This is a genomic window from Enterobacter sp. SM3 (assembly GCF_009811935.2).
GTDB classification, from domain to species: domain Bacteria; phylum Pseudomonadota; class Gammaproteobacteria; order Enterobacterales; family Enterobacteriaceae; genus Enterobacter; species Enterobacter asburiae_D.
Genome location: NZ_CP099971.1, coordinates 3,963,355 through 3,980,174 on the forward strand (window position 1 = coordinate 3,963,355; position 16,820 = coordinate 3,980,174).

A 16,820-nucleotide genomic window follows, 5' to 3' on the forward strand; every position below is an offset into this window, starting at 1 on the left:
CGCGCCGCGTTTTATACCGAGAACAGGGGTAAAAAGCAAAAGATAAATGTGCGTGTTGCCGGGGCCGTCAGGAATTATTGCCAGCCGCAATTTCAACTGAGTGAGAGGTTAGTCAAAAAAAACTGGAAATCGGGCGAAGAAGTGACCTAAAATAGCCATCCAGATGTTAATCCATCTATACTGATTAACACTCATACTGCCAGTGTCAAAAACCTGCAGGCCTTGGTAGAATTATCTCCTTTGGCTATTCCACACAGCAGCTTGAGCTAACCAAATTCCTCTTAGGTGAAATAAAACATGGCAAAACACCTGTTTACGTCCGAGTCCGTATCAGAAGGACATCCTGATAAAATTGCTGACCAAATCTCCGATGCGGTGCTGGATGCGATCCTGGCGCAGGATCCAAAAGCGCGCGTAGCGTGTGAAACCTATGTCAAAACCGGCATGGTTCTGGTTGGCGGTGAGATCACCACCAGCGCATGGGTTGATATCGAAGAGATCACCCGTAACACGGTGCGTGAGATCGGCTATGTGCATTCTGATATGGGCTTTGATGCCAACTCCTGCGCGGTACTGAGCGCAATTGGCAAACAGTCTCCAGACATCAACCAGGGCGTTGACCGTGCCGATCCGCTGGAACAGGGCGCGGGCGACCAGGGCCTGATGTTCGGCTATGCAACCAACGAAACCGACGTGCTGATGCCAGCACCGGTCACCTACGCACACCGTCTGGTGCAGCGTCAGGCCGAAGTGCGTAAAAACGGCACCCTGCCGTGGCTGCGCCCGGATGCGAAAAGCCAGGTCACCTTCCAGTACGACGACGGTAAAATCGTCGGTATTGACGCGGTGGTTCTGTCTACCCAGCACTCCGAAGATATCGATCAGAAATCCCTGCAGGAAGCAGTGATGGAAGAGATCATCAAGCCGGTTCTGCCGACCGAATGGCTGAGCTCTGCGACCAAATTCTTCATTAACCCAACCGGACGCTTCGTTATCGGCGGCCCAATGGGTGACTGCGGTCTGACCGGTCGTAAAATCATCGTTGATACCTACGGCGGCATGGCGCGTCACGGCGGCGGTGCGTTCTCCGGTAAAGATCCGTCTAAAGTTGACCGTTCTGCGGCGTACGCTGCACGTTATGTGGCGAAAAACATCGTTGCTGCCGGCCTGGCTGACCGCTGTGAGATCCAGGTTTCCTACGCTATCGGCGTGGCTGAGCCAACCTCCATCATGGTTGAAACCTTTGGTACTGAAAAAGTGCCTTCAGAACAGCTGACGCTGCTGGTGCGCGAGTTCTTCGACCTGCGTCCATACGGCCTGATTCAGATGCTGGATCTGCTGCACCCAATCTACAAAGAAACCGCGGCATACGGTCACTTTGGTCGTGAACATTTCCCATGGGAAAAAACCGACAAAGCCGCCCTGCTGCGTGAAGCTGCCGGTCTGAAGTAATCGACTGACAGCGTTAAACAGGCCAGCCTTTGCGCTGGCCTTTTTTGTGTCGGGTAGCGGCTGCGCCTTACCCGACCTACGGGTTTTGAGGTGTTTGTAGGCTGGGTAAGGCGCAGCCGCCACCCGGCAATATTTGAAACCGATTACACCATGCCGAATATATCCCGCTTTCAGAATAATCTCTTTGCCTGATCGCCTTTCTTCTGCTGTTACATTTCATTTCAGTTAAGTCCGAAATTCTAACAAACGCGATGCGTATCACCTCGTTTACCTCTATATTTTCAAAGCTTTAATTATTTTTACGGTTCCGCGTTAGTGTAACCGATTACACCTATGTGATTAATCTCACATATTTTTACGGGTCACTCACCTACCCTTTACATCAATAAAACTGATAACCCAACTGGAGGGCATAATGCCTGACAATAAAAAACAGGGGCGTACGTCCAACAAGGCGATGACATTCTTCGTCTGTTTCCTCGCCGCCCTGGCAGGATTACTTTTTGGCCTGGATATCGGCGTGATTGCCGGTGCATTACCTTTCATCACTGACGAGTTCCAGATCAGCGCTCACACTCAGGAGTGGGTGGTCAGCTCCATGATGTTTGGCGCTGCCGTCGGGGCCGTCGGCAGCGGCTGGCTCTCCTTCAAGCTCGGGCGTAAAAAGAGCCTGATGATCGGCGCGATCCTGTTCGTTGCCGGTTCACTCTTCTCTGCCGCAGCGCCTAACGTTGAGGTTCTGCTGGTTTCCCGCGTGCTGCTCGGCCTGGCCGTGGGCGTGGCGTCCTATACCGCCCCGCTTTACCTGTCTGAAATCGCGCCGGAGAAAATCCGCGGCAGTATGATTTCGATGTATCAGCTGATGATCACCATCGGTATTCTGGGCGCGTACCTTTCCGATACCGCGTTTAGCTACAGCGGCGCATGGCGCTGGATGCTCGGCGTGATCATCATCCCGGCCATTCTGCTGCTGATTGGGGTCTTCTTCCTGCCGGACAGCCCGCGCTGGTTTGCCGCGAAACGTCGATTCCACGATGCCGAACGCGTACTGATGCGCCTGCGCGACACCAGCGCCGAAGCGAAAAACGAGCTGGAAGAGATCCGCGAAAGCCTGAAGGTCAAACAGTCCGGCTGGGCGCTGTTTAAAGAGAACAGCAACTTCCGCCGCGCGGTGTTCCTCGGCGTACTGCTTCAGGTGATGCAGCAGTTCACCGGGATGAACGTCATCATGTATTACGCGCCAAAAATCTTTGAGCTGGCGGGCTATACCAACACCACCGAGCAGATGTGGGGGACCGTTATCGTGGGTCTGACCAACGTGCTGGCGACCTTTATCGCCATCGGTCTGGTGGACCGCTGGGGACGTAAGCCAACCCTGACGCTGGGCTTCCTGGTGATGGCGGCCGGTATGGGTGTCCTCGGTACCATGATGCATGTGGGCATTCACTCACCAACCGCCCAGTACTTTGCCGTCGGCATGCTGCTGATGTTTATCGTCGGGTTTGCGATGAGCGCTGGCCCGCTGATTTGGGTGCTGTGCTCTGAGATCCAGCCGCTGAAAGGGCGTGATTTTGGTATCACCTGCTCTACCGCAACCAACTGGATTGCCAACATGATCGTCGGCGCAACGTTCCTGACCATGCTCAATACCCTGGGCAACGCGAACACCTTCTGGGTCTACGCCGGTCTGAATATCTTCTTTATTGTGCTGACTATCTGGCTGGTTCCAGAAACCAAACACGTTTCTCTTGAACATATTGAACGTAACCTGATGAAAGGTCGCCCGCTGCGCGAAATCGGCGCCCACGACTGATCCTCATGCGGGAGGCGCCTCTTGCGCCTCCCCGCTTCGCGCTTTATGCTCTGCCCCTATGAAAGCACCCCGTCTCCCCATCGCCCTTCAGCAAGCCGTTATGCGCTGCCTGCGGGAAAAACTCGCCCAGGCGAACCTGAAGCTCGGTCGCAATTACCCTGAACCTAAGATCGTTTATCAGCAGCGCGGCACCGCGGCCGGCACCGCCTGGCTCGAGCCTTATGAGATACGCCTTAACCCGGTGCTGATGATGGAAAACCAGCAGGCGTTTATCGAGGAAGTGGTACCGCACGAGCTGGCGCATCTGCTGGTGTGGAAACACTTCGGACGCGTTGCGCCCCACGGGAAAGAGTGGAAGTGGATGATGGAAGCGGTGCTCGGCGTTCCGGCACGCCGTACCCATCAGTTCGAGCTGGAATCGGTGCGCCGCAATACCTTCCCCTACCGCTGCCAGTGTCAGCAGCATCAGCTTACCGTCCGCCGCCATAATCGCGTGGTGCGCGGCGAGGCGACTTACCGCTGCGTCAAATGCGGCGAGCCGCTGGTTGCGGAATAATCATCTGAACTTTCAGGAACTTTCCTGATCTGACTGATTGCATACAGGAACAACATTCGTTACGTTGCGGGCTCGTTTTGACACGGAGTGTAAGATGTCCCGTAATTTTTCTCTCGCGGTCGCCTTTCTGACGACGGCGCTCTCAGGCCATGCTCTGGCCGACGGTATCAACAGTTTTTCCCAGGCTAAGGCAGCAGGCGTGAAGGTGAACGCCGATGTGCCGGGCGATTTCTACTGCGGCTGTAAAATTAACTGGCAGGGTAAAAAAGGGGTTGTTGACCTTGAGTCCTGCGGCTATAAGGTGCGTAAAAACGAAAACCGCGCCAGCCGTATCGAATGGGAGCATGTCGTTCCGGCCTGGCAGTTTGGCCACCAGCGCCAGTGCTGGCAGGATGGCGGACGTAAAAACTGCGCCAAAGATCCGGTTTATCGCCAGATGGAAAGCGATATGCATAACCTGCAGCCTGCCGTAGGTGAAGTGAACGGCGACCGCGGTAATTTCATGTACAGCCAGTGGAACGGTGGCGAAGGCCAGTACGGACAGTGCGGTATGAAGGTTGATTTTAAAGAGAAAGTCGCCGAGCCTCCTGCCCGCGCGCGCGGCAGTATCGCCCGCACCTACTTCTATATGCGTGACCGTTACAACCTCAACCTCTCCCGTCAGCAGACGCAGCTGTTCAACGCCTGGGACAAGCAGTACCCGGTGACGGAGTGGGAATGCCAGCGCGACGAACGTATCGCCAGAGTCCAGGGGAATCACAACCCTTACGTCCAGCGGGCTTGCCAGGCGCAAAAGAGCTAACCTACACTACGGCAATTCGCTTATATCGCATGACACATGGAATTTCTGACTATGCGCATTCCCCGCATTTACCATCCTGAACTGATTACCGCAGGCCGCGAAATCGCCCTGTCTGATGACGCCGCCAACCACGTTGGCCGCGTGCTGCGCATGGGCGCAGGTCAGGCTATCCAGCTGTTCGACGGCTCGAACCAGGTTTTCGACGCGGAAATCACGCGGTCGGATAAAAAAAGCGTACACGTTAACGTGCTGCGTGGCGAAGTGGATGACCGGGAATCACCGCTGCACATCCATCTGGGCCAGGTGATGTCGCGCGGTGAGAAAATGGAGTTCACCATTCAGAAATCCATTGAACTGGGTGTAAGCCTCATTACGCCACTTTTTTCTGAGCGCTGTGGCGTTAAACTGGATGCGGAACGTCTGAATAAAAAGATCCAGCAGTGGCAGAAAATCGCCATTGCGGCTTGCGAACAGAGTGGCCGCAACCGTATTCCGGAGATCCGCCCGGCGATGGATCTGGAGGACTGGTGTGCAGAAGAGGACAGTGGGCTGAAGCTCAATCTTCATCCGCGCGCCAGCGCCAGCATCAATACGCTGCCCCTGCCCGTTGAGCGCGTACGCCTGCTGATTGGCCCCGAAGGCGGCCTGTCGGCGGACGAAATTGCGATGACGGCACGTTACCAGTTTACTGATATTCTGTTGGGACCTCGCGTTCTGCGCACTGAGACAACGGCACTCACGGCCATTACCGCGCTACAGGTACGGTTTGGCGATCTGGGTTGAAGCATTAACGGAGAAGAACATGATCAAGCTCGGCATCGTGATGGACCCCATCGCAAACATTAACATCAAGAAAGATTCCAGCTTCGCCATGCTGCTGGAAGCGCAGCGTCGCGGCTATGAACTCCACTATATGGAGATGAACGATCTTTACCTGATCAACGGTGAAGCCCGCGCGCGCACCCGCATCGTTAACGTCGAGCAGAACTACGACAAATGGTACGAGTTCGGCACCGAGCAGGACATTGCCCTGGCCGATCTCAACGTCATCCTGATGCGTAAAGATCCACCGTTCGACACCGAATACATCTACAGCACCTACATCCTTGAGCGTGCAGAAGAGAAAGGCACGCTGATCGTCAACAAGCCGCAGAGCCTGCGCGACTGCAACGAGAAGCTCTACACCGCCTGGTTCTCTGAACTGACGCCGGAAACCCTGGTGACCCGCAGCAAAGCGCAGCTGAAGGAATTCTGGCAGAAGCACGGCGATATCATCATGAAGCCGCTGGACGGCATGGGCGGCGCGTCGATTTTCCGCGTGAAAGAGAGCGATCCGAACATTGGCGTGATTGCCGAAACGCTGACCGAACTCGGCACGCGTTACTGCATGGCGCAGAACTATATTCCGGCGATCAAAGACGGCGACAAACGCGTTCTAGTGGTGGATGGTGAACCGGTTCCTTACTGCCTGGCACGTATTCCGCAGGGTGGCGAAACCCGAGGTAATCTGGCAGCCGGTGGCCGCGGCGAGCCGCGCCCGCTGACCGAAAGCGACTGGGAAATTGCCCGTCGCGTTGGCCCGACGCTTAAAGCCAAAGGCCTGATCTTCGTTGGCCTGGATATCATCGGCGATCGCCTGACCGAAGTGAACGTCACCAGCCCGACCTGCATTCGTGAAATTGAAGCGGAATTCCCGATTTCGATCACCGGAATGCTGATGGACGCTATCGAAAAACGTTTACAGAAATAACCTAACAATACTATTAGTGACAGCGCCTGTGTTTGTCCCCATACTGGGCGCTGTCGCTTTTTAAACCAGGAAACAGTACCTCTGACAATGAATTTACAGCATCACTTTCTTATTGCCATGCCTGCTCTCCAGGACCCGATTTTTCGCCGCGCCGTGGTGTATATTTGTGAATACAATGAAGACGGCGCGATGGGCATTATCATCAATAAACCGCTGGAAAATCTTCAGGTTGAAGGAATTCTGGACAAGCTGAAAATCCCGGCTGAAGCGCGACTGCCGGAAATCCGGCTTGATAAACCCGTGATGCTGGGTGGACCTCTTGCAGAAGATCGCGGTTTTATCCTGCATACGCCGCCGGTATTCTCTTCCAGCATTCGCATCTCCGACAATACCGTTATCACGACCTCGCGTGACGTGCTCGAAACGCTGGGCACCACAGAGCAGCCTTCTGAAGTGCTGGTGGCGCTGGGCTATTCGTCATGGGAGAAAGGCCAACTTGAGCAAGAAATCCTCGATAACGCGTGGCTGACCGCACCTGCGGACATGAATATTCTGTTTAAAACCCCTATCGCCGATCGCTGGCGTGACGCGGCGAAGCTGATTGGCATTGATATCCTGACCATGCCTGGCGTAGCGGGGCACGCCTGATGAGCGGAACGCTTCTGGCCTTCGATTTTGGTACCAAAAGCATTGGCGTCGCCGTGGGTCAGCGCATCACCGGTACCGCGCGTCCGCTCACGGCCCTGAAGGCTAATGACGGCACGCCAGACTGGAATCTTATCGAGCGTCTGCTCAAAGAGTGGCAGCCGGATGACGTGATTGTTGGGCTGCCGCTGAACATGGACGGCACTGAACAACCGCTTACCGCCCGGGCGCGTAAGTTCGCCAATAAAATCCATGGCCGTTTTGGCGTCTCCGTGAAGCTTCACGACGAGCGTCTTAGCACCGTCGAAGCGCGTGCTGGCCTGTTTGAGCACGGCGGCTTCCGTGCGCTCAACAAAGGCAGCGTGGACTCCGCTTCTGCCGTCATCATCCTCGAAAGCTATTTCGACCAGGGCTTTTAAACAGAGGGGCCTACAGTCGCCCCTGCGCCCGTCTCTCCGCCAGACTCTGGTCAAAGTTCTGCATTCCTGCCTGCTGACCGGTCTGGATGATGCCGGGCAGTTGCCACGTTTTCCCTTCACGAATAAGATTCGCCGCCGCTGCGGTGTTCACCAGCAGTTCATACAACGCGACGCGCCCGCCCTGTAGATCGGGAAGCAGCTTTTGCGCCAGCACCGCCCGCAGGCTGCCGGCCAGCTGGTTACGCACCGGATCTTTCTCCTGCGCCGGGAACGTATCGACCAGCCGTTCAATCGCCTGCGATGCCCCGCGCGTGTGCAGCGTCGCCAGCACCAAATGTCCGGTCTCCGCCGCCGTCAGCGCCAGGCGGATCGTTTCGCTGTCGCGCAGCTCCCCCAGCAGAATAACGTCCGGATCCTGGCGTAAGGCACTGCGCAGCGCGTCGGCAAATGACGGGCTGTGCTGGCCTATCTCCCGCTGCTGGATCAGGCAACGCTCGCTCTGGTAGATAAACTCCACCGGATCTTCAAGCGTGAGGATATGGCCGTCAGCATGGCGGTTAAGAAAATCGACCATCGCCGCCAGCGTAGTGGATTTACCGCTGCCGGTTGCCCCTGTCACCAGAATCAGCCCGGCATCATTGGACAACAGTTCCGGGATTGCCCGCGGCGCGCCCAGCGAAGCGAGCTGCGGGCAGGTACGCGGCAACAGCCGCAGCGTCACAGAGATACCGCTCATCTGCTTAAAGGCACTGCCGCGCAGACGCTGGCCTCCCGTTACCGTCGCGGCAAAGTCCACCTGCCCGTTCGCCCACCAGGTTCCCTGCTGCTCATCGTTGAGCCACGCTTTTAATAACGCCCCAACGTCGGGAGGCGGAAAGGGAGCTGGCTCAAGCTGGCCTAATCTGCGCCAGCGCGGCGGTGAATCACTGCACAGGTGTAGATCGGAGACGTTATGCTTTACACTAAGGGCCACAATTTCTTCCACATCCATAGACTACTCCTCGGAAAATGAACGACATTGCGCATAACCTGGCACAGGTCCGGGACAAAATCTCAGCCGCCGCAACGCGTTGCGCCCGGGCTTCAGAAGAAATTACGCTGCTTGCAGTCAGCAAAACCAAGCCTGCGAGCGCCATCGCAGAAGCCATTGATGCAGGCCAGCGGGCGTTTGGTGAAAACTACGTGCAGGAAGGCGTGGATAAAATTCGCTACTTCCAGGAACAGGGGAAGACGAGTCTGCAATGGCACTTTATTGGCCCGCTGCAGTCGAACAAAAGCCGTCTGGTGGCAGAGCACTTCGACTGGTGCCATACCGTTGACCGGCTGCGCATTGCTACCCGTCTGAACGACCAGCGGCCCGCAGAGATGTCCGCGCTTAACGTGCTGATTCAAATCAATATCAGTGATGAAAACAGCAAGTCCGGCATTGCGCTGAGCGAACTGGACGCGCTGGCCGCAGAGGTGGCAGAACTGCCGCGCTTAACCCTGCGCGGGCTGATGGCCATTCCGGCGCCTGAGTCAAGTTATGAAAGGCAGTTTGCCGTGGCACAGCAAATGGCTGTAGCATTTGAGGCGCTTAAAGCGCGCTATAACACGGTAGACACGCTTTCTTTGGGCATGTCGGATGATATGGAAGCCGCCATCGCGGCAGGCAGCACTATGGTGCGCATCGGCACGGCAATTTTCGGTGCGCGCGACTACTCAAAATAATAAGGAAACCTGAGGAACGCCATGAAGACGTTGACTTTCCTGCTCTCAACTGTGCTTGAGCTGTATACGATGGCGCTATTGCTGCGCGTCTGGATGCAGTGGGCCCGCTGTGATTTTTACAATCCGTTCTCGCAGTTTGTCGTGAAAATCACGCAGCCTATTGTCGGACCATTGCGCCGTATTATCCCGGCCATGGGTCCCATCGACAGTTCGTCTCTGCTGGTGGCGTTTATTCTGAGCGTTATCAAAGCAATCGTGCTGTTTATGGTCATTACCTTCCAGCCGATTATCTGGATTGCCGCGGTCCTGATTCTGGTCAAAACCGTCGGCCTGCTGATTTTCTGGGTGCTGCTGGTCATGGCCATTATGAGTTGGGTGAGCCAGGGGCGTAGCCCGGTGGAGTATGCTTTGATTCAGCTGGCCGAGCCGCTGCTGCGTCCGATCCGTAACCTGCTTCCGTCTATGGGCGGCATCGATTTTTCCCCGATGATCCTGGTTCTGCTGCTCTATGTGGTCAACATGGGGATCGCTGAGCTGTTACAGTCCACGGGCAACATGCTGCTGCCGGGGCTGTGGATGGCGCTATGAGTGCAGTAAGCACCTGCGCTGACGGGCTGGTCTTGCGGCTGTATATTCAGCCCAAAGCCAGCCGTGACAGTATTGTCGGGCTGCATGGCGACGAGTTAAAAGTCGCCATCACCGCCCCGCCGGTTGACGGCCAGGCGAACGCGCATCTGACCAAATATCTGGCAAAACAGTTTCGCGTCGCCAAAAGCCAGGTCATCATTGAAAAAGGTGAACTTGGGCGACATAAACAGGTAAAAATCCTTAATCCGCAATCTATCCCGACGGAAGTCGCGGCTCTGAAAGAACAGGACTAAACCATGCAGAAAGTTGTTCTCGCGACCGGCAACGCCGGTAAAGTGCGCGAGCTGGCCTCGCTATTAAATGATTTTGGGCTGGACGTGGTCGCCCAGACCGATCTTGGCGTGGAGTCCGCCGAAGAGACGGGGCTGACGTTTATCGAAAACGCGATCCTCAAAGCACGCCACGCCGCGCAGATTACCGGCCTGCCAGCAATTGCCGACGACTCCGGCCTGGCCGTGGATTTTCTCAGCGGCGCGCCGGGGATTTACTCCGCGCGCTACTCCGGCGTTGACGCCACCGACCAGCAGAATCTGGAAAAGCTGCTTGTCGCTCTGAAAGACGTCCCGGACGAGCAGCGCACCGCGCAGTTCCACTGCGTGCTGGTCTATATGCGTCACGCAGAAGACCCGACGCCGATCGTCTGCCACGGCAGCTGGCCGGGTGTGATTACCCGTGAAGCGGCTGGCAACGGCGGCTTTGGCTACGACCCGATTTTCTTTGTCCCGACCGAGGGCAAAACTGCTGCGGAACTGACCCGCGAAGAGAAAAGCGCGATTTCCCACCGTGGACGCGCGCTGAAACTGTTACTGGAAGCACTGCGTAATGGCTAATTTGCCGCCTCTGAGTCTTTATATTCACATCCCGTGGTGCGTGCAGAAATGCCCGTACTGCGATTTCAACTCGCACGCGCTGAAGGGCGAAGTGCCGCACGATGACTACGTTGCGCATCTGCTGGCCGACCTGGACGCCGATGTCGCTTACGCACAGGGACGTGAAGTTAAGACCATTTTCATTGGTGGCGGTACGCCTAGCCTGCTGTCCGGCCCGGCGATGCAGACGCTGCTGGACGGCGTGCGTGCGCGCCTGAACCTGGCGGCGGATGCGGAAATTACGATGGAAGCCAACCCCGGCACCGTTGAAGCCGACCGTTTTGTCGACTATCAGCGCGCGGGCGTGAACCGCATCTCCATCGGCGTGCAGAGCTTTAGCGAGCCGAAGCTAAAACGTCTGGGTCGCATTCACGGCCCGGAAGAGGCGAAGCGCGCGGCAAACCTGGCGAGCGGGCTTAATCTTCGCAGCTTCAACCTCGATTTGATGCACGGCCTGCCGGATCAGTCGCTGGAAGAGGCGCTGGACGACCTGCGCCAGGCGATCGAACTGAACCCACCGCACCTGTCGTGGTATCAGCTCACCATCGAGCCAAACACGCTGTTTGGCTCGCGCCCGCCGGTGCTGCCGGACGACGACGCGCTGTGGGATATCTTCGAGCAGGGCCACAGGCTTCTAACCGCTGCGGGCTATCAGCAGTATGAAACGTCCGCGTACGCGAAGCCGGGCTACCAGTGCCAGCACAACCTGAACTACTGGCGCTTTGGCGACTATCTGGGGATTGGCTGCGGCGCGCACGGCAAGGTGACCTTCCCGGACGGGCGCATTCTGCGCACCGCCAAAACCCGCCACCCGCGCGGGTATATGGAAGGCCGCTACCTGGAGCGTCAGCACGACGTTGAGGCGGCGGATAAGCCGTTTGAGTTCTTTATGAACCGCTTCCGTCTGCTGGAAGCTGCGCCGCGCGCGGAATTTGTGCGTTATACCGGGCTGTCGGAGTCGGTGATTCGCCCGCAGATCGACGAGGCGCTGGCGCAGGGGTATCTCACCGAGTGTGAGGAATACTGGCAGATCACCGAGCACGGCAAACTGTTCTTAAACTCCCTTCTTGAGCTGTTCCTCGCCGAAGAATCCTGAAGGCTGATTCAGGATTTTGCATCCCGTTCTGCCGGCTGAGGGAAAGGCTGGCAGAGTGTGGGGATGGAAATTACTCGTTCTTATGCAAAACAGCTCAGACGTGAGCTGACAAAAGAAGAAAGGCGGCTTTGGTATCTACTGCGCAGCCGCCGTTTCGAAAATTATAAATTTCGTCGACAGCATCCTTTAGGTCACTACATTCTGGATTTCGCCTGCTGCGCGGCTCGTCTGGCCGTTGAGCTGGATGGCGGGCAACATGATGAAAAGCAGGAATACGATCGTCAAAGGACGTTGTGGTTAAACCAAAAGGGCTGGCTCGTTATTCGATTCTGGAACAACGAACTCTGGAATAACGAAGAGGCTGTGTTGGAAAAGATCCTTGAAACACTGCAAGCGCCTCAACCCTCACCCCGGCCCTCTCCCTGAAAGGGAGAGGGAGCAAACCATCCCCTCGCCCCTTTGGGGAGAGGGTTAGGGTGAGGGGCCCAGCGCGCAGAGATCTTACTTAAGCGTCCCCACCAGCGCCTTCCGGCTATCTTCCAGCGACACCACGCGTTTACACACGTCTTTGCCGAACTGCTGGAAATCATCTTCCTGGTTCTTCCACTCGTTCTGAATGGAGGTCTGCAAGCCACCCAGGCTGCCCAGCACGCCCTGCAGCGGGTTACCGCCGCCTTTCAGCACGGCTTTGGCACCCATCTCGTTGATGCTGTCCTGCAGGATGCCGCCCATCGCCTGATTCACCAGCTGCTGCCCGTCAGCACGGACCTGATCAATCGCCTTGTAGTGGAACGTCAGGCCGTCGGTGCGCGTCTCGATAATGCGGTTCATCTGTTCTTTAAGCTGCTTATCGAGCTTCGTCAGGCGGGTGCGCATGTTGCTGCTCTCCCCCACCTCTTTGGTGATGATCTTATCCAGCGCGACGCGGCTTTTCTCAACGCGGGTCAGCGCGCCTTCATTAATCCATGGCAGCGCGGTACGCAAATCGGCCTGATAGTCTTTCGCCTGCTCACGCTGTGCGGCAGTCAGGTTGTACTGCTTGCCGTTAAAGGTGACGTTCCCCTGCGGCGTAATCACCAGATTGCCGTTCTCGCCTTTGACCTGCACGGTTTGCGGGCTTAACACCACGTCATCACGCGGGGTGACGCTACATTGATAATCCGCATGGGCGGTGAATCCGGTTGCCATCAAAGCAACAGCCAGCAACGTTTTGCGCATCTTAAACACTCCCTCAGACAAAATGGGCCAGCTAATGCTGGCCCCTTACTGCTTTATTAGTCCCACCAAACGTCGAAAAGTTCGCTGACGCGGACATCTTCCAGCTTGTGGTCCTCAAGCCATTTACGTACCAGCGCCTGATGTTCTTCGGTGCATTTACCCACTTCCTGGGTGCAGATCAGACCTTCCCACGCCAGGTAGCCGCTACCGTCGAAGGCCAGCTTGTTTGGCTCAATCACGTCATTGATGAACGCGTCAACGTCCTGATCGATCTGTTCTACACTGGTGCCTTCCGGGAAACGCCACGCAACGGAGAAGCCCACTTCCTGGAATTCTTCGATGTGCATCTTTTTACGCAGACGACGGCTACGATTCTTTGCCATTATTTCACCCTCTCGAACATTAAGTCCCATACACCGTGACCAAGACGATGGCCACGCTGTTCAAATTTCGTTACCGGACGCGATTCCGGACGCGGTACATAGTCGTTGCTCGCAGACTGGTTTTTATACCCATCCAGCGACGACATCACTTCCAGCATATGTTCCGCATACGGTTCCCAGTCGGTCGCCATATGGAAGACACCGCCCAGCTTCAGCTTACTTTTCACCAGCTCGGCAAACGGTGCCTGAACGATACGGCGTTTATTATGACGTGCTTTGTGCCACGGGTCAGGGAAAAAGAGCTGAACCATGGTTAAAGAATTGTCAGGAATCATTTTATGCAGCACTTCCACCGCGTCGTGACACATTACGCGCAGGTTCTCAACGCCCTCTTCATGGGCCGTTGCCAGGCATGCCCCCACGCCCGGGGAGTGAACTTCGATACCGAGGAAGTTCTGCTCCGGACGGGCTTTCGCCATGGTCACCAGCGAGGTGCCCATACCAAAACCGATCTCCAGCGTGACGGGGGCTTCGCGGCCAAACAGCTCAGTAAAGTCCAGAGGCTGCTCACTGAACTCAACGCCCATCACCGGCCAGTAGTTGTCCAGCGCATGTTGCTGCCCTTTTGTCAGGCGGCCCTGACGGCGGACAAAGCTGCGAATACGGCGCAGCGGGCGACCGTTTTCATCAAATTCCGGTGAAATGACGTCGTTTTTCATAAAAGAGTTGTCTGCTTGTGAGAATGTTCGGGAAACGGGCATTATCCAAAGTTAAGGCTTCTATGCAAGCATGGGAAAGATCCGGTTTACAGCAGATTGACGCTGTGCTGCAATCTGCGTCCCTGATTATGCGAATCGATGACCATGCAAGCCTCTCAATTTTCAGCCCAGGTGCTGGACTGGTACGACAAATACGGGCGTAAAACCCTGCCCTGGCAAATTGAAAAAACGCCTTACAAAGTATGGCTCTCCGAGGTGATGTTGCAACAAACGCAGGTCGCCACGGTGATCCCATACTTCGAGCGTTTTATGGCGCGCTTCCCGACGGTGACCGATCTGGCGAATGCGCCATTAGACGAAGTGCTGCACCTGTGGACCGGCCTGGGCTATTACGCCCGCGCGCGTAACCTTCACAAGGCCGCACAGCAGGTTGCCACGCGCCACAACGGGACATTCCCGGAAACCTTCGACGAGGTGGCCGATCTCCCCGGCGTCGGACGTTCAACTGCAGGCGCTATTCTCTCCCTGTCTTTAGGCAAGCATTTCCCGATCCTCGACGGCAACGTGAAGCGCGTGCTGGCACGCTGCTATGCCGTCGACGGCTGGCCGGGGAAGAAGGACGTTGAAAAACGTCTGTGGGAAATAAGTGAAGCAGTCACCCCGGCCAACGGCGTCGAGCGTTTCAACCAGGCGATGATGGATCTCGGCGCGATGGTCTGCACGCGCTCAAAACCAAAATGCGAACTCTGCCCGGTGAATAATCTCTGCGTGGCGTATGCCAACCATTCATGGGCGCAATATCCGGGTAAGAAACCCAAACAGACGCTGCCGGAGCGCACCGGCTATATGCTGCTGATGCAGCACGGCGACGAGGTCTTCCTGGCCCAGCGTCCGCCGAGCGGCCTGTGGGGTGGTCTATACTGCTTCCCACAGTTTGAAGATGAAGACTTGCTGCGTGAATGGCTTAAAAAGCGCGGGATTGCTGCCGATAACCTGACGCAGCTGACCGCGTTTCGCCATACCTTCAGCCATTTCCACCTGGATATTGTACCCATGTGGCTTCCCGTGTCGTCATTTGCCTCGTGCATGGATGAAGGCACCGCTCTCTGGTATAACTTAGCGCAACCGCCATCAGTCGGACTGGCGGCTCCCGTGGAGCGCCTGTTACAACAATTACGTGCCGGTGCAATGGTTTAGCATCGACAAGAAAAAGAGGAATGAGTATGGCCAGAACGATTTTTTGTACTTTCCTGCAGCGTGACGCTGAAGGCCAGGATTTCCAGCTTTATCCGGGCGATCTGGGTAAACGCATCTACAATGAAATCTCCAAAGAAGCCTGGGGACAGTGGCAGAAAAAGCAGACCATGCTGATCAACGAGAAAAAACTCAGCATGATGAACCCGGAACACCGCAAGCTGCTGGAGCAGGAGATGGTGAGCTTCCTGTTCGAAGGCAAAGACGTGCACATCGAAGGCTATACGCCACCGGAAAAATAACAGCGCGCGGGGGAAACCCCGCCGTTAAAGCAAACACAACACGCACTCCCGGAATGATGAAAAAACTTTTAGCGCTAGCCCTTGTTGCGCCGTTGCTTGTCTCGTGTTCGTCAAAAAAAGGCGAAGATTACAACGAAGCCTGGATCAAGGACACCAACGGTTTTGACATTTTGATGGGGCAGTTTGCCCACAACATCGAGAATATATGGGGATTTAACGAAGTTCTTATTGCCGGACCTAAGGACTACGTTAAGTACACCGATGCCTATCAGACTCGTAGCCACATCAACTTTGATGAGGGTACGATCACGGTTGAGACCATCGCAGGCACCGACCCTGCGGCACGACTCCGTCAGGCGATTATCAAAACCCTGCTGATGGGTGACGATCCGGGATCTATCGATCTCTACTCCGATGCCGACGATATCACGATCTCGAAAGAGCCGTTCCTGTACGGCCAGGTTGTCGATCAGACCGGTCAACCGATCCGCTGGGAAGGTCGCGCCACGAAATTTGCCGACTACCTGCTGCAGACGCGCCTGAAAAGCCGCTCTAACGGTCTGAAGATTATCTACAGCGTCACCATCAACCTCGTCCCGAACCACCTCGACAAGCGTGCACATAAGTACATTGGGATGGTGCGTCAGGCCTCGCGCAAGTACGGCGTGGATGAGTCGCTGATCCTGGCGATTATGCAGACCGAATCCTCGTTTAACCCATACGCGGTGAGCCGTTCCGACGCCCTGGGGCTGATGCAGGTTGTGCAGCACAGCGCCGGTAAAGACGTCTTCCGCGCGCAGGGGAAATCCGGCACGCCGAGCCGCAGCTATCTGTTCGATCCGCAGAGCAACATTGATACCGGCACGGCCTACCTGGCGATGCTGAACAATGTCTACCTGGGCGGCATTGATAACCCAACGTCGCGCCGCTATGCGGTGATCACCGCCTATAACGGCGGTGCGGGCAGCGTGCTGCGCGTCTTCTCAAATGACAAGGTGCAGGCCGCGAACATCATCAACAGCATGGCGCCGGGGGATGTCTACTCAACCCTCACCACCCGCCACCCGTCTGCGGAATCACGCCGCTATCTGTATAAGGTGAATACGGCGCAGAAGAACTATCGTCGCCGCTAGAAAACCAACACCCCTCACCCTAACCCTCTCCCCAAAGGGGAGAGGGAACTTGAACACCCTCTCCCCTTTGGGGAGAGGGCAGGGTGAGGGGAACAAACCGCATCGCTCCAT

Annotated in this window: 21 protein-coding genes; 17 read left to right on the forward strand and 4 right to left on the reverse strand. The window is 56.2% G+C overall.

From position 1 onward, the window contains the following. Positions 1-297 precede the first annotated feature (297 nt). From metK to ruvX, 8 genes are all read left to right on the forward strand, one after another. Positions 298-1,452, forward strand: a complete 1,155-nt coding sequence (gene metK / locus GVO84_RS18525; protein WP_010435443.1) for a methionine adenosyltransferase — start codon at positions 298-300, stop codon at positions 1,450-1,452. A gap of 415 nt (positions 1,453-1,867) precedes the next feature. Beyond that, on the forward strand, positions 1,868-3,265 hold the full coding sequence (gene galP / locus GVO84_RS18530) for a galactose/proton symporter (protein ID WP_023309123.1): 1,398 nt from the start codon (positions 1,868-1,870) through the stop codon (positions 3,263-3,265). A 58-nt stretch (positions 3,266-3,323) separates the two neighbouring features. After that, a complete protein-coding gene (locus GVO84_RS18535; RefSeq protein ID WP_045888327.1) occupies positions 3,324-3,821 on the forward strand; it encodes a SprT family zinc-dependent metalloprotease in 498 nt (165 codons plus the stop codon). 94 nt (positions 3,822-3,915) lie between these two features. Then, complete coding sequence (gene endA, locus GVO84_RS18540) at positions 3,916-4,623, forward strand: deoxyribonuclease I (protein WP_109844596.1); 708 nt, start codon at positions 3,916-3,918, stop codon at positions 4,621-4,623. Between the two features lie 51 nt (positions 4,624-4,674). Beyond that, positions 4,675-5,406, forward strand: a complete 732-nt coding sequence (gene rsmE, locus GVO84_RS18545) for a 16S rRNA (uracil(1498)-N(3))-methyltransferase (RefSeq protein ID WP_010435451.1) — start codon at positions 4,675-4,677, stop codon at positions 5,404-5,406. Positions 5,407-5,425: 19 nt separating this feature from the next. Then, positions 5,426-6,373 carry a glutathione synthase gene (gshB, locus tag GVO84_RS18550; RefSeq protein ID WP_159514863.1) on the forward strand — a complete coding sequence of 316 codons (948 nt, stop codon included), beginning with the start codon at positions 5,426-5,428 and terminating at the stop codon, positions 6,371-6,373. An 87-nt stretch (positions 6,374-6,460) separates the two neighbouring features. After that, positions 6,461-7,021 (forward strand): YqgE/AlgH family protein, encoded by a 561-nt coding sequence (locus GVO84_RS18555; protein ID WP_159514864.1) that lies wholly within the window; start codon positions 6,461-6,463, stop codon positions 7,019-7,021. Further along, on the forward strand, positions 7,021-7,437 hold the full coding sequence (gene ruvX, locus GVO84_RS18560; protein WP_029739223.1) for a Holliday junction resolvase RuvX: 417 nt from the start codon (positions 7,021-7,023) through the stop codon (positions 7,435-7,437). The genes GVO84_RS18555 and ruvX overlap by 1 nt, the downstream gene beginning before the upstream one ends. A 10-nt stretch (positions 7,438-7,447) precedes the next feature. Here ruvX and GVO84_RS18565 read toward each other — a convergent pair whose 3' ends face one another. Beyond that, on the reverse strand, positions 7,448-8,428 hold the full coding sequence (locus tag GVO84_RS18565) for a type IV pilus twitching motility protein PilT (protein ID WP_159514865.1): 981 nt from the start codon (positions 8,426-8,428) through the stop codon (positions 7,448-7,450). Positions 8,429-8,445: 17 nt separating this feature from the next. Here GVO84_RS18565 and GVO84_RS18570 point away from each other — a divergent pair, with 17 nt between their 5' ends. From GVO84_RS18570 to GVO84_RS18595, 6 genes are all read left to right on the forward strand, one after another. Then, positions 8,446-9,147 (forward strand): YggS family pyridoxal phosphate-dependent enzyme, encoded by a 702-nt coding sequence (locus GVO84_RS18570; RefSeq protein WP_159514866.1) that lies wholly within the window; start codon positions 8,446-8,448, stop codon positions 9,145-9,147. Between the two features lie 21 nt (positions 9,148-9,168). Beyond that, a complete protein-coding gene (locus GVO84_RS18575; protein WP_121424612.1) occupies positions 9,169-9,735 on the forward strand; it encodes a YggT family protein in 567 nt (188 codons plus the stop codon). Next, a complete protein-coding gene (gene yggU / locus GVO84_RS18580) occupies positions 9,732-10,028 on the forward strand; it encodes a DUF167 family protein YggU (RefSeq protein ID WP_023333349.1) in 297 nt (98 codons plus the stop codon). The genes GVO84_RS18575 and yggU overlap by 4 nt, the downstream gene beginning before the upstream one ends. A 3-nt stretch (positions 10,029-10,031) precedes the next feature. Next, entirely contained in the window at positions 10,032-10,625 is a 594-nt protein-coding gene (locus GVO84_RS18585; RefSeq protein ID WP_159514867.1) for an XTP/dITP diphosphatase, read from the forward strand. Beyond that, entirely contained in the window at positions 10,618-11,760 is a 1,143-nt protein-coding gene (gene hemW / locus GVO84_RS18590; protein ID WP_121424614.1) for a radical SAM family heme chaperone HemW, read from the forward strand. Before GVO84_RS18585 ends, hemW begins: the two co-directional genes overlap by 8 nt. Positions 11,761-11,823: 63 nt before the next feature. Next, complete coding sequence (locus GVO84_RS18595) at positions 11,824-12,186, forward strand: endonuclease domain-containing protein (protein ID WP_159514868.1); 363 nt, start codon at positions 11,824-11,826, stop codon at positions 12,184-12,186. A gap of 75 nt (positions 12,187-12,261) precedes the next feature. Here the strand turns inward: GVO84_RS18595 and GVO84_RS18600 are convergent, their stop codons facing one another. Genes GVO84_RS18600 through trmB form a run of 3 tightly spaced genes read right to left on the reverse strand, consistent with a single transcriptional unit; the run spans position 12,262 to position 14,080 of the window. After that, positions 12,262-12,978, reverse strand: coding sequence for a DUF2884 domain-containing protein (locus GVO84_RS18600; RefSeq protein ID WP_033146612.1), 717 nt, complete (start codon positions 12,976-12,978; stop codon positions 12,262-12,264). 56 nt (positions 12,979-13,034) lie between these two features. Then, positions 13,035-13,361, reverse strand: coding sequence for a YggL family protein (locus GVO84_RS18605; protein WP_014885198.1), 327 nt, complete (start codon positions 13,359-13,361; stop codon positions 13,035-13,037). Next, positions 13,361-14,080: a tRNA (guanosine(46)-N7)-methyltransferase TrmB gene (trmB, locus tag GVO84_RS18610; RefSeq protein ID WP_023333355.1), complete on the reverse strand. Its 720-nt coding sequence runs from the start codon at positions 14,078-14,080 to the stop codon at positions 13,361-13,363. Before trmB ends, GVO84_RS18605 begins: the two co-directional genes overlap by 1 nt. Before the next feature lie 144 nt (positions 14,081-14,224). Between trmB and mutY the strand changes: the two genes are divergently transcribed. The 3 genes from mutY to mltC are packed head-to-tail and all read left to right on the forward strand — an operon-like array spanning position 14,225 to position 16,709. Further along, positions 14,225-15,277: an A/G-specific adenine glycosylase gene (mutY, locus tag GVO84_RS18615; protein ID WP_201283074.1), complete on the forward strand. Its 1,053-nt coding sequence runs from the start codon at positions 14,225-14,227 to the stop codon at positions 15,275-15,277. A 26-nt stretch (positions 15,278-15,303) separates the two neighbouring features. Further along, entirely contained in the window at positions 15,304-15,576 is a 273-nt protein-coding gene (locus GVO84_RS18620; RefSeq protein ID WP_023309138.1) for an oxidative damage protection protein, read from the forward strand. Between the two features lie 56 nt (positions 15,577-15,632). Further along, positions 15,633-16,709: a membrane-bound lytic murein transglycosylase MltC gene (gene mltC / locus GVO84_RS18625; RefSeq protein ID WP_047646327.1), complete on the forward strand. Its 1,077-nt coding sequence runs from the start codon at positions 15,633-15,635 to the stop codon at positions 16,707-16,709. Positions 16,710-16,820 lie beyond the last annotated feature (111 nt).